Raw genomic sequence first — 12,078 nt, 5'->3', positions numbered from 1 at the left:
GCCGCCCGAGGGCGGTTACCTGCGTACGAAGGAGACCGTCCATGTCCGGTGGAGATATTGCCGGCCTCATTGCAGCCGGCGTGTTTGCCGTCCTGGTCGCATTGCTGGCTGTACCTGTGCTGAAGCTCGGCAGGGTGTTCGACGAGCTGCGCACCGCCATCCGCACCGTGACGGACGAGACGACGCCGCTGATCACCGAGGTGACCAGCACCGTCAGCACCACGCACCAGCAGCTGAAGAACGTCGACGGCATCACCTCCAACGTGTCCGACGCCTCCGCGAACCTTTCCGCGCTGTCCTCCCTGGTCGCCGCGACGCTTGGAGCCCCGCTGATCAAGGTCGCGGCGTTCTCCTACGGCGTCCGCAGCGCCTTCGCCGGCCGGAAGACGTCGGCCGGGCGGCGCCGCAGCCGCTGAGCCATCCCCTCCGGGCCCGCGGTCCCGGATCACCAGACACCGCCGTCAGCACTCGACGAGGAGGATCCCATGATCAGAAGAGCCCTATGGATGGCAGCGGGAGTGGCCATCGGTGTTCTCGCAGTACGCAAGGTCTCCGCCGCGAAGGCAGCGCTGGGGCCGGCCGGCCTCAACCGCGCCGTCGGCTCGGCCTCTGACAATATCGCCGGATTCGCCGACGCCTTCCGCTCCGGGATGCGTGAGCGCGAGTCGGACCTCCGCTCCGCGCTCGGCGTCGAGCAGCCGGTTCCCCCGGCCCCCGCAGCAACGCACCGCTGACGGGGCCGGAGCGCCCCGAACCTGAACCGCACCGGCTCGCCGCGGGCAGCACCGCCCCTGCCGGTCCGAATCCACCTGTCGAACCCGAAGGATCCCCCCGTGAAGTCCCATGAGATCGCAAGCCGCTGGCTGAGCTACTTCGAGAAGAACGGGCACACCGTCGTGCCGTCGGCGTCGCTGGTCTCCAGCGATCCCTCGCTTCTCTTCACGGTCGCGGGCATGGTCCCCTTCATCCCGTACCTCACCGCCCGCGAGCAGGCCCCCTACAACCGGGCGACGAGCGTGCAGAAGTGCATCCGCACCGGTGACATCGAGGAGGTCGGCAAGACCGCACGCCACGGCACGTTCTTCCAGATGGCCGGGAACTTCTCCTTCGGGGACTACTTCAAGCAGGATGCCATCCGGATGGCCTGGGAGCTGCTGACCTCCGGCGTCGATCAGGGCGGATACGGCCTGCCCCCGGAGAAGCTGTGGATCACCGTCTACCACGAGGACGACGAGGCCCTGGCCATCTGGCGGGACGAGGTAGGTGTCCCCGCCGAGCGCATCCAGAAGATGGGCAAGAAGGACAACTACTGGTCCACCGGACAGCCCGGCCCCGCGGGCCCCTGCTCGGAAATCTTCTACGACCGCGGCCCGGCCTACGGCGTCGAGGGCGGGCCCGAGGCCGACGACTCGCGCTACGTCGAGATCTGGAACCTCGTGTTCATGCAGTACCAGCGCGGCGAGGGAACCGGCAAGGACGACTTCGAGATCCTCGGTGAACTGCCCAAGAAGAACATCGACACCGGTCTGGGACTCGAACGCCTGGCCATGGTGCTGCAGGACGTCGAGAACATGTACGAGACGGACCAGGTGCGCCCCGTGCTCGACAAGGCGGCAGAACTCAGCGGACGCGAGTACACCAGCGCCGAAACCCCCGACGACCCGCACCACACCGACGACGTCCGGATGCGCGTCGTCGCCGACCACATCCGCTCCTCGCTGATGCTGATCGCCGACGGCGTGACCCCCTCGAACGAGGGGCGCGGTTACGTGCTGCGCCGCCTCATCCGCCGGGCCGTCCGGGCGATGCGCCTGCTCGGGGTGGAAAGGCCCTGCCTGCCGGAACTGCTGCCCGCCTCCCGCGATGCGATGAAGGGCACCTACCCGGAGGTCGAGAAGGACTTCGAGCGGATCGCCCGGATCGCCTACGCCGAGGAGAAGGCGTTCCTGCGCACCATCGCCTCCGGCACCGCCCGGCTCGAAGAGGCCGTCAAGGAGTCGAAGGCCGCCAACCGGCCGCTGTCCGGATCGGACGCCTTCGCCCTTCACGACACCTACGGCTTCCCCATCGACCTGACCCTCGAGATGGCCGAAGAGGCCGGGCTGGCCGTCGACGCCGAGGGCTTCCGGACGCTGATGCTTGAACAGCGCCAGCGCGCGCAGGCCGATGCCCGCGGCAAGAAGGCAGGACACGCCGACCTCTCCGTCTTCAACGAGATCCTCGCCACGGGCGAGACGATCTTCACCGGCTACGACGAGCTGACCACCGAGGGTGTCGTCACCGGCCTGCTGCGCGACGGACAGTCGATTCCGGTCGCCTCCACGGGCGAGGAGATCGAACTGGTCCTGGACCAGACGCCGTTCTACGCCGAATCCGGCGGACAGGCCGCCGATGTCGGGCTGATCACCGGCAACGGCTTCGTGGTCGAGGTCCTCGACGTCCAGCGCCCCGTCAAGGGCCTCCACGTCCACCGCGCCGTCGTCCGCGAAGGCGAGATCACCTCCGGCGCCCTGGTCACCTCCGCCGTCGACCGCCAGCGCCGCCATGCCGGGGAGCAGGCCCACTCGGGAACGCACATCGTCCACGCCGCGCTGCACCAGATCCTCGGCCCCGAAGCCACCCAGCGGGGGTCCTTCAACAAGGCCGGCTACCTTCGGTTCGACTTCGCGTGGGGTGAGGGCATCAGCCCCGCCGCCCGCAGCGAAATCGAGGAGGTGGCGAACCTCGCCATCCGCAGCAACCACGCGGTCGAGACCAAGATCATGCCGCTCGCGGAGGCCAAGGCCCTCGGTGCCATGGCGCTGTTCGGGGAGGCCTACGGCAACCGGGTGCGCGTCGTCGAGATCGACGGCGACTGGTCCCGTGAACTGTGCGGCGGCACGCACGTCGAATCGACCTCCCTCATCGGGTCGCTGACCCTGCTCGGGGAGCAGTCGGTCGGTTCGGGAAACCGGCGCGTTGAAGCGCTCGTGGGCATGGACGCCTTCCGCCACCTCGCCGCCGAACGGGCCCTGGTGAGCGAGCTGTCGGACATGCTCAAGGTGCCCTCCAACCAGCTGCCCGAGCGGCTGTCGCTGACCCTGCAGAAGCTCAAGACGGCGGAGAAGGAGCTTGAGCGGCTGCGCAACGAGCAGCTCGCCGCGGCCGCGGCCTCCCTCGTCGGCACGGCGCAGGACGTCGACGGGGTGCGGCTCATCGCCCATGACGCCGGGTCCGTCGCCGGCGCCGACGCGCTGCGCACGCTCGCGCTCGACCTGCGCGGACGCCTCGGCTCCTCCGCGGCAGCCGTGGCCGTGGCCGGCGTCGCCAACGGGCGCCCGCTCATCCTCATCGCCACCAACGAAGCGGCCCGGGCCCAGGGCGTCAAGGCCGGTGCGCTGGTGCGCACCGCCGCGGGCGTGCTCGGCGGCGGCGGAGGCGGCAAGGAGGACGTCGCCCAGGGCGGCGGCGCGGACCCGGACAAGGTGGCCGCGGCCCTCGAAGCGGTGCGCGCCGCCGTGGCCGCACGCTAGGGTGCTGGCCGAGGTGACGGGCGGGTACCCTGCGGGGGCGAAACTGGGGGTCGACGTCGGCCGCGTCCGCGTCGGCCTGGCCGCCAGCGACCGCGACGGGCTGCTGGCCACGCCGGTCCGCACGCTGTCCCGCGATGCGAAGAAGAACTCCGACGTCCGCGTCCTCGTGCAGGAAGCGCGGGACCGCGGCGCGGTGGAGGTCTTCGTCGGGCTGCCGAAGAACCTCAGCGGCCGGGAGTCGGAGTCGGCGGACATGGCGCGCGGGTACGCGCAGCTGCTGGCCGATGCGCTGAAAGCGGTAGGGCTTGAGCTTCCGGTGCGGCTGATCGATGAACGGCTCAGCACCGTTTCGGCGCACCGGTCACTGCGGCAGGCTGGATTGAGCACCCGTGATCATCGTAAGGTAGTGGATCAGGTGGCAGCCGTGGAGATCCTCCAGCATGCCATCGACATGCAGCGTTCGCTTGGACGGGACGTGGGGGAACAGGTCAGCGCACGTCTTCGGAGAAGTTCCGGGAACGCATCGACGGCCGCTATCGAGGAGCCGGTCATTTCGGAGAGCAGTTTGAGTGGGAAGGACCAGGAACTGTGAGTTCCCGTTACCCGCAGTCACCCGCGTCCCAGGAGCCGGAAGGCTGGCACGACCCGGACGCCCCCTACGCCCGCAACGGAGCCGACCCTGTGCATCCCGAACCCGTCGAACAGTTTTTCGCAAGTCAGGACGTGAACCGCCGCAGCCGCGCACGTCGACCGTCCAAGGCACGCCAGCGCCGCCGTCAGCGCCGGACGGTCATCCTGCTTGTCGTCCTGCTGGTTTTCGCCGGCGTGGTCTTCGGCGTCGCCATGATGCTGAGGGACCTCCTGGGCCTCAATGACATCAAGGACTATCCCGGCCCCGGCACCGGCGAGGTGGTTTTCACCGTCGCCGAGGGCGCCGGGCCGCTGGCCATCGCCGATGCCCTTGAGTCCGAGGACATCGTCGCGGACTCCGGGGAGTTCATCTCCGCGCTCGAGGGGGTCCTCGACGGGCGGGAAGTCCAGCCCGGCGAGTACGAAATGCGCTACCAGATGGCCTCCGACGACGCCGCGGCCATCCTGGTCAGCGATGAGTCAGCGAAGGTTTCCTACGCCGCCGTGGCACGGGACCTGCGCCAGAGCGAGGTGTTCAACATCCTCGCCGAGTCAACCGGGATCCCGGTCACCGAATTCCAGGCACTCGCCAAGGAACCGGCCCGCTTCGGCCTGCCCGAGCAGGCCCGCAGCCTCGAGGGCTACCTGCATCCGGGCGAATACCGCTTCAGCGTCGACGCGACAGCACCGGAAATCGTTCAGGAGATGGTCGACAACACCTTCGCCCAGCTCGAAGAGGACGGCATCAAGGATCCCGCTGAGCAGTACCGGATCCTGACCATCGCAAGCATCATCCAGGCCGAGGCCGGGGAGGCCGACTACGCCTCCGTCGCCGGTTCGATCATGAACCGGCTCAAGCCGGACAACACCGAGACTTCGGGTCTGATCCAGTCCGACGCCACGGTCACCTACGGTCTCGGGCGGAAGAGCTACGACATCACCCCGGAGGAGAAGGCAGACACCTCCAACCCGTACAACACCTACGCCAATCCGGGGCTTCCGGTCGGCCCGATCGGATCGCCCAGCGAAGAAGCCATCGACGCGGCCGTCTCGCCCGCCGACGTCCCGTTCTACTACTGGGTGACGGTCGACCTCGACTCCGGTGAGACCAAGTTCTCCGAGACGCTCGCCGAGCACGGCCGGTACGTCGCCGAGTATCAGGCGTGGTGCGCCGACAACCCCGGCCGGTGCGAGTAGCCGCAGCCGGGGTGGGCGCCGGCCCGGCGGGCGGCGCCGGGCGGGCCGCCGTGATCGGACACCCGATCGCGCACTCGAAGTCGCCGCTGCTCCACGCCGCGGCCTACTCCGGGCTCGGCCTCGACTGGTCCTACACGGCACAGGATGTCGCGCCGGAGGACCTCGCCGCTTTCGTCCGTTCCCTGCGCGCCGACGACCGGTGGCGGGGCCTGTCGGTCACCATGCCGCACAAGGCCGCGATGGCGGCCCTCACCGACGCCAACACGGTCCTCGTTGAGACCCTCGGTGTCCTCAATACGGTCACCTTCAGCGGCGGCCCCGGCCGCCGCGTCCTCACCGGGCACAACACCGACGTCGCCGGGATCACCGGTGCCCTCGCCCACGCCGGCGCGTCGACGCCCCGGAACTGCGTGGTTCTCGGCGGGGGCGGCACCGCGGCGGCGGCCGTCGCCGGACTGGCCGGTCTCGGCGCGGACCGGGTCCGGGTGTACGTCCGGCAGCCGGAACGGGCGGCCGGTCTCGCCACCGCCGGTGCGGCGCTCGGCATGGCGGTGGAAGTGCTTCCCTGGGACGGCGCGCGGGCCAGCGTGCGCGCCGCCGACGTCGTCGTCTCAACCCTGCCGCCCCGCGCCGCGGATTCCCTGGCAACTGCGCTTCCGGCGGACGGCCCGGTCGGGGTCCTCCTGGACGCAGCCTACGATCCCTGGCCCAGCGTCCTGTCCGCCGCCTGGGCGCGCGCCGGCGGCGTCGTCGTGCACGGCCTGGAGATGCTCCTGTACCAGGCGATCGAGCAGGTGAGCCTCTTCTCCCCGGACGCCGGGCCGCTCCCGCCGGCCGTCATAAACCGGATGTGTGAGGCGATCGGCGTTCCCCTGCGCTGAAGCACCCTCCGGGCCGTGGCAGTATTGAAGGCATGTTGCGTTGGTTGACGGCCGGAGAATCCCACGGCCCCGCTGGAGTCGGAATCCTTGAAGGCATGCCCGCCGGAGTCGAGGTGACGAGCTCCGATATCCAGGCCGCCCTGGCCCGGCGCCGGCTCGGCTACGGCCGCGGGGCACGCATGAAGTTCGAACAGGACGAGGTGCGCATCCTCGGCGGCATCCGCCACGGGCTCACCCAGGGCGGACCCATCGCCATTGAGGTCGGCAACACCGAATGGCCCAAGTGGGAGCGCGTCATGTCCCCGGATCCGGTGGACCCCGAGGAGCTGGCCAGCCTGGCCCGCAACGCCCCGCTCACCCGGCCGCGCCCCGGCCACGCGGACTTCACCGGCATGCAGAAGTACGGCTTCGACGAGGCCCGCCCCGTGCTCGAACGCGCCAGCGCCCGCGAAACGGCCACCCGCGTGGCACTCGGGACCGTCGCCGCACGGTTTCTCGCGGCACTGGGCGTGCAGCTGGTCAGCCACACGGTCTCCATCGCCTCTGTGTCCGTGCCCACCGGGGCCCGGCTTCCCGGCCCCGGCGACGTTCTCGCCCTCGACCAGGACCCCCTGCGGTGCTTCGACCGCGCCACCTCCGACGCCATGGTCGCCGAGGTGGATGCCGCCCACAAGGACGGCGAGACCCTCGGCGGCGTCGTTGAGGTCATCGCCTACGGGCTGCCGCCGGGACTGGGCAGTTACGTCCACTGGGACCGGCGCCTCGACTCCCGCCTTGCCGCCGCCCTCATGGGCATCCAGGCCATCAAGGGCGTCGAGGTCGGCGACGGCTTCCTCACCGCGTCACGCCGCGGCACCGCGGCCCACGACGAAATCCTCCGGAACGGCTCGGGACGCATCGTGCGCGACACCAACCGCGCCGGCGGTATCGAGGGCGGAATGAGCATCGGAGACACCCTGCGCGTGCGCGCCGCCATGAAGCCGATCGCCACCGTGCCGCGTGCCCTGCGCACCATCGACGTCAGCACCGGCGAAGCCGCCACCGCCCACCACCAGCGCTCCGACGTGGTTGCCGTCCCGGCGGCCGGCGTGGTGGCCGAGGCCATGACGGCGCTGGTGCTCGCCGAGGCGGTCACCGAGAAGTTCGGCGGCGACTCCGTCGCCGAAACAGCGCGGAACCTGCGCAGCTACCTCGACGCCATCCCGGAGTCCCTGGGCTCAGCCGCGCACTGATGCCCGGCAACCCTTCACCGGTGGTCTTCACCGGCCCCATGGCGACCGGCAAGACGGCCGTGGGGCGCTCCTTCGCCGCCCGCCGCGGGCTGACGTTCGTCGACACGGACCGCCGCATCACGCAGCGGCACGGCCCGATCCCGGCGATCTTCGAGGCTGTGGGCGAGGACGGCTTCCGGCGGCTCGAGGCGGACGTGGTGCGGGAGGTCCTGGCCGGGGGAGGGCCCGGCGTCGTGGTCTCCCTCGGCGGAGGCGCCGTGCTCGACGCCGGAACCCGCGCGCTGCTCAAGGCCGCACGGGTCGTGTTCCTCGACGCTGACCTGGCCACGGTTCTGCCGCGGCTGAACGCCGGAGCGTCACGGCCGATGCTCGCCGGGGACGCCGGCGAACGGTGGGCCACCCTGTACGAACAGCGCCGGCCGCTGTACCTCGAGGTCGCGGACGTCGTCGTCGACACCCGCGGGCGCACGGTCCGCCAGGTCGTCGACGACGTCGAGCGGATACTCGGACCCCAGAAACCTACCGAACGAAGGACCACCGGACATGGCCACTGAGCCCACGATCATCCCCGTCACGGGGACCACCCCCGAAGCCGCCTACGACGTCGTCGTGGGCCGCGGGCTCCTCGGCCGGCTCCCAGGCATCCTCGGCGAACGCGTGCGCCGGGTCCTGGTCATCCATCCCCGGGCACTGCGCACCACCGGCGACACGGTGCGCGACGAACTCGCCGACGCCGGATTCACCGCCGTGACCGCGGAGATCCCCGACGCCGAGGAAGGCAAGCACATCCAGGTGGCCGCGTTCTGCTGGCAGGTGCTCGGACAGAACGACTTCACCCGCTCGGACGCCATCGTCACCGTGGGCGGGGGAGCGGTCACCGATGTGGGTGGCTTCGTCGCGGCCACCTGGCTGCGCGGGGTCAAGGTCGTCCACCTGCCCACCAGCCTGCTCGCCATGGTCGACGCCGCGGTCGGAGGCAAGACCGGCATCAACACCGCCGAGGGCAAGAACCTCGTGGGTGTCTTCCACCCGCCGGCCGCCGTCCTGGCCGACCTTGACGCCCTCGACACCCTGCCGAAGAACGAACTCGTCACCGGCATGGCCGAAGTGGTGAAATCCGGCTTCATCGCCGACCCGGCCATCCTCGACCTCATCGAGGCGGACCCGGCCGCGGTCTCCGACGCCCGCTCCGACACGGTGCGGGAACTGATCGAACGCACCATTTCCGTCAAGGCCGCCATCGTCTCCGAGGACCTCCGCGAATCCGGCCGGCGTGAGCACCTCAACTACGGCCACACCCTGGGGCACGCGATCGAGCTGGCCGAGCGGTACTCCTGGCGTCACGGCGCCGCGGTCTCCGTGGGCCTGGTCTTCGCGGCCGAACTCTCCCGCATGGTCGGCCGGCTCAACGACGCCGACGCCGACCGGCACCGCAGCATCCTCGAATCGCTGGGGCTTCCGGTCACCTACCGCAGGGACCGGTGGCAGGCCCTGCTCGACGGGATGCGCCGCGACAAGAAGGCGCGCGGTGACCTGCTGCGTTTCGTCGTCCTCGACGGTATCGGACGTCCCGGCATGCTCGAGGTGCCCGACACGTCCCTCCTCTTTGCCGCCTACCAGGAAATCGCCTCCTAGGGACTTCCCTGCGCCGCTTTGACCCCAGAGGGTAGACTTGCCTCTGGACTTTTACCGCGCTGCGCCGTGCCCTGCGCCCGGGCGCAGCCATCCATTTCCCCGATCGACGAAAGTGAACCTGTGGCCACCACGAATGACATCAAGAACGGCACCGTGCTGAAGCTTGAAGGCAACCTCTGGAACGTGCTCGAGTTCCAGCACGTCAAGCCGGGCAAAGGGGGTGCCTTCGTGCGCACCAAGATGCGCAACATCCTCTCGGGCAAGGTGGTGGACAAGACGTTCAACGCGGGCCTGAAGATCGAAACGGCGACCGTCGACCGCCGCGACTACCAGTACCTGTACAAGGACGGCGAAGACTTCGTCTTCATGGACACCACCGACTACGACCAGATTACCGTGCCCGGCAAGACCGTCGGTGACGCCGAGAACTTCATGCTCGAGAGCCAGATGGTCACCATCGCCATGCACGAAGGCTCGGCCCTGTACATCGAGCTGCCGCCCTCGGTTGTCCTCGAGATCACCTACACGGAGCCCGGCCTGCAGGGCGACCGCTCCACCGGCGGAACGAAGCCCGCCACCGTTGAGACCGGCCACGAGATCCAGGTTCCGCTGTTCCTGACCACCGGAACCAAGGTCAAGGTCGACACCCGCACCGGCGATTACCTGGGACGCGTCAACGAGTGAGTGCACGCAGCAAGGCCCGCCGCAGGGCACTGGACGTCCTCTTCGAGGCCGAGCAGCGCTCGGTGACCCCGCTTGAGGTGATGAAGGCCCGCCGGGAGAAGACCGACATGGTCATCGCCGACTACACCGTCGAGATCGTCGAAGGTGTCCTGGCGCACCGCGATCAGATTGACGAGTTCCTCAGCACCTACTCGCAGGGCTGGACGCTTGAGCGGATGCCCGCCGTTGACCGGATGATCCTGCGCATCGGCAGCTGGGAACTGCTGTACAACGAGGATGTTCCCGACGGCGTCGCGGTCAGTGAGGCCGTGGAACTGGCGAAGATTCTCTCCACCGACGAGTCCCCGGTGTTCATCAACGGGCTGCTCGGCCGGCTCCAGCAGCTCAAGCCGACCTTGCTGGCCTAGGCCGGAAGCCGAAAGCGGCACACAGCTGAGAGCGCGGCCCGGACGCCCTTCGGGGCGGCGGGGCCGCGCTCTCATCCGTTGGGCCCGCATCAGCGGCCGAAGAACTCCCTCAGGGCGCCGGCCGTCTCCACCGGCAGCTCCTCGGGGATGAAGTGGCCCGACGGCAGCGCTTCCCCGGTGACCCTTCCGTCGCACTGCGCCTGCCAGAGTTCCAGCGGCCGGAACAGCCGGTTCACCACGGCGCGCTCGCCCCAGAGCACGTGGGTGTCGCACCGGATCCGATGGCCGCGTTCCCTGTCCCGGCGGTCGTGGTCGAGGTCGATGCCGGCGCTCGCCCGGTAGTCCTCGCAGATGGCGTGGATGGTTCCGGGGGTGAAGCACCGTTCGTACTCCTCCAGGGCCTGATCCTCAAGGAATCCGAGACCGCCGCTTCCGAGTCCGCCCAGGGTGGCGCGCAGGTAGGTCATCGGGCTGCCGCCGATCATGCTCTCGGGCAGCGGGTTTGGCTGGATCAGGTGGAACCAGTGGTAGTAGGCCGTGGCAAACGCTTGATCCGTGGCCTCATACATGTCCAGCGTCGGCGCGATGTCGATGACGCACAGCTTCTCCAGCCGGTCGGGGAAATCGAGTGCCAGGCGGTGACCGACCCGTCCGCCCCGGTCATGGCCGCACAGAAAGAAGCGTTGACGGCCCAGCGCGTCCACCACCGCCACGAGGTCCTGCGCCATGGTGCGCTTGCTGTAATTGCCGTGATCGGACATTCCCGGGGCCTTGGAGGAGTCGCCGTAGCCGCGCAGGTCCGGGAGGATGACAAAGAAATACTCCCGCAGTTCCTCAACGGTCCGGCGCCACATGACATGGGTCTCCGGCGAGCCGTGGACCAGCAGGAGCGTTGGACCAGCCTCGTTTCCGCCGTACCGGGCGAAGATCGAAGCCCCGTCCACCGCGAACTCCCGGGAGGAAAAGCCCTCGAACCAGCCCGCCGGCAGGGAAGAATCCATGCCGGAAGCGTACACCGGCCCGGCCCTCCGCCTTCTAGATTAAGCCGGTGGAACAGGCCGGGTCCGGACGGGCGGCACCGTCCCGGCGCAGCGGCGCACGAGTGTTACGCTGCACCGGCAGGACTCGAACCGCGCCGGCAGGACTCGAACCGCACCGGCAGGACTCGAACCGCCCAGGCCGGTTACGTCCCCGTCGGCGTCCCTCCGCCGGTGGAGTGCCGGCCCGTCCTGATCTGGATATGGCCGCCGCGCACCGAGGCGCTCCGGAGGTCCGGCAGCCCGCGCTCGACGGCGGTCCACGGGTGGGCGGCAATGTCGGAACCACCCAGCCGGCAGGCGAGCCGTGCCAGGGGCGCGGCTGCGGCGAAGCGCCCGGTGGGCTCCTGCATGTCCACCACCGCGACGGAGGCGCCCGGGGCGCTGAGCGCCAGCATGCGCTCCCACGCGTCCTCCCAGGAGGGCATGAGCGAGAGGGAGTACGTGGCCAGGGCGGCATCGGACAGGGCGCGCCCGCCGTGGGCGACCGCGCAGGCGCCGACGGCTGCAGGCCGGAGGGTCGTCGCATCCGCCCGGACGAGAAGGACGTTAGCCCAGCCGGAACGCTCCGCACGCCGGCGCGCACGCCGGAGCATACCCGGGCTGCGGTCGATGCCAAGGATCATTCCGGCCGGCCCGATCCGCTCCTGGAGCAGGGCGAAGTTGAGTCCGGTGCCGCAGCCGACGTCGAGCACCTGGGCGCCGCGCCGCAGGTCGAGCAGGTCCACTGCTTTCTTCCTGCCCGGGCCGTAGACGGGAAATTCCCCCGAGAGCAGGTCGTAGAACGGGGCAAGGACGCTGTACCTGTCGGCGATGGGTTCCTCCTCCTCGGGCCCGGCGGCCGGGGCGGCCGTGGGTACAGC

The 12,078-nt window shown here is 69.8% G+C and carries 13 protein-coding genes; 11 read left to right on the top strand and 2 right to left on the bottom strand.

Going from position 1 to position 12,078, the window contains the following annotated elements; all coding sequences use genetic code 11:
• Window positions 1–41 precede the first annotated feature (41 nt).
• From GVV86_RS03960 to nusB, 11 genes are all read left to right on the top strand, one after another.
• Window positions 42–416 (top strand): DUF948 domain-containing protein, encoded by a 375-nt coding sequence (locus tag GVV86_RS03960; RefSeq protein WP_159616823.1) that lies wholly within the window; start codon window positions 42–44, stop codon window positions 414–416.
• Window positions 417–485: 69 nt separating this feature from the next.
• On the top strand, window positions 486–734 hold the full coding sequence (locus GVV86_RS03955; RefSeq protein ID WP_246669869.1) for a DUF6167 family protein: 249 nt from the start codon (window positions 486–488) through the stop codon (window positions 732–734).
• 99 nt (window positions 735–833) lie between these two features.
• Window positions 834–3,512, top strand: coding sequence for an alanine--tRNA ligase (gene alaS, locus GVV86_RS03950; protein ID WP_159801513.1), 2,679 nt, complete (start codon window positions 834–836; stop codon window positions 3,510–3,512).
• Window positions 3,513–3,525: 13 nt separating this feature from the next.
• The gene (ruvX, locus tag GVV86_RS03945; RefSeq protein WP_159616819.1) at window positions 3,526–4,104 is read left to right on the top strand and encodes a Holliday junction resolvase RuvX; all 579 of its coding nucleotides are present in this window, start codon (window positions 3,526–3,528) and stop codon (window positions 4,102–4,104) included.
• Window positions 4,101–5,339, top strand: coding sequence for an endolytic transglycosylase MltG (gene mltG, locus GVV86_RS03940; protein ID WP_159801511.1), 1,239 nt, complete (start codon window positions 4,101–4,103; stop codon window positions 5,337–5,339). The genes ruvX and mltG overlap by 4 nt, the downstream gene beginning before the upstream one ends.
• The gene (locus tag GVV86_RS03935; RefSeq protein WP_246669868.1) at window positions 5,330–6,220 is read left to right on the top strand and encodes a shikimate dehydrogenase; all 891 of its coding nucleotides are present in this window, start codon (window positions 5,330–5,332) and stop codon (window positions 6,218–6,220) included. Before mltG ends, GVV86_RS03935 begins: the two co-directional genes overlap by 10 nt.
• A 32-nt stretch (window positions 6,221–6,252) precedes the next feature.
• Window positions 6,253–7,452 (top strand): chorismate synthase, encoded by a 1,200-nt coding sequence (gene aroC / locus GVV86_RS03930; protein ID WP_159801509.1) that lies wholly within the window; start codon window positions 6,253–6,255, stop codon window positions 7,450–7,452.
• A gap of 20 nt (window positions 7,453–7,472) precedes the next feature.
• Window positions 7,473–8,006, top strand: a complete 534-nt coding sequence (locus tag GVV86_RS03925; protein ID WP_246669867.1) for a shikimate kinase — start codon at window positions 7,473–7,475, stop codon at window positions 8,004–8,006.
• A complete protein-coding gene (gene aroB, locus GVV86_RS03920; protein ID WP_159616811.1) occupies window positions 7,996–9,087 on the top strand; it encodes a 3-dehydroquinate synthase in 1,092 nt (363 codons plus the stop codon). The genes GVV86_RS03925 and aroB overlap by 11 nt, the downstream gene beginning before the upstream one ends.
• Before the next feature lie 120 nt (window positions 9,088–9,207).
• Window positions 9,208–9,771 (top strand): elongation factor P, encoded by a 564-nt coding sequence (gene efp / locus GVV86_RS03915; protein WP_120165428.1) that lies wholly within the window; start codon window positions 9,208–9,210, stop codon window positions 9,769–9,771.
• Entirely contained in the window at window positions 9,768–10,178 is a 411-nt protein-coding gene (gene nusB / locus GVV86_RS03910; protein WP_159801505.1) for a transcription antitermination factor NusB, read from the top strand. The genes efp and nusB overlap by 4 nt, the downstream gene beginning before the upstream one ends.
• A gap of 89 nt (window positions 10,179–10,267) precedes the next feature.
• Here nusB and GVV86_RS03905 read toward each other — a convergent pair whose 3' ends face one another.
• A complete protein-coding gene (locus GVV86_RS03905; RefSeq protein WP_159616807.1) occupies window positions 10,268–11,179 on the bottom strand; it encodes an alpha/beta fold hydrolase in 912 nt (303 codons plus the stop codon).
• 182 nt (window positions 11,180–11,361) lie between these two features.
• The gene (locus GVV86_RS03900; protein WP_201291347.1) at window positions 11,362–11,943 is read right to left on the bottom strand and encodes a class I SAM-dependent methyltransferase; all 582 of its coding nucleotides are present in this window, start codon (window positions 11,941–11,943) and stop codon (window positions 11,362–11,364) included.
• Between the last annotated feature and the right edge of the window lie 135 nt (window positions 11,944–12,078).

The organism is Arthrobacter zhaoguopingii (genome assembly GCF_009828595.1).
Classification (GTDB): domain Bacteria; phylum Actinomycetota; class Actinomycetes; order Actinomycetales; family Micrococcaceae; genus Arthrobacter_D; species Arthrobacter_D zhaoguopingii.
This window is presented reverse-complemented; position numbering and strand designations above follow the sequence as displayed.

What these genes read in the sequence shown, in the direction of transcription:
- GVV86_RS03960 (WP_159616823.1), top strand. Translation starts at nt 42, where the DNA reads ATGTCCGGTGGAGATATTGCCGGCCTCATTGCAGCCGGCGTGTTTGCC.
- GVV86_RS03955 (WP_246669869.1), top strand. Translation starts at nt 486, where the DNA reads ATGATCAGAAGAGCCCTATGGATGGCAGCGGGAGTGGCCATCGGTGTT.
- aroC (WP_159801509.1), top strand. Translation starts at nt 6,253, where the DNA reads ATGTTGCGTTGGTTGACGGCCGGAGAATCCCACGGCCCCGCTGGAGTC.
- aroB (WP_159616811.1), top strand. Translation starts at nt 7,996, where the DNA reads ATGGCCACTGAGCCCACGATCATCCCCGTCACGGGGACCACCCCCGAA.
- GVV86_RS03905 (WP_159616807.1), bottom strand. Translation starts at nt 11,179, where the DNA reads ATGGATTCTTCCCTGCCGGCGGGCTGGTTCGAGGGCTTTTCCTCCCGG.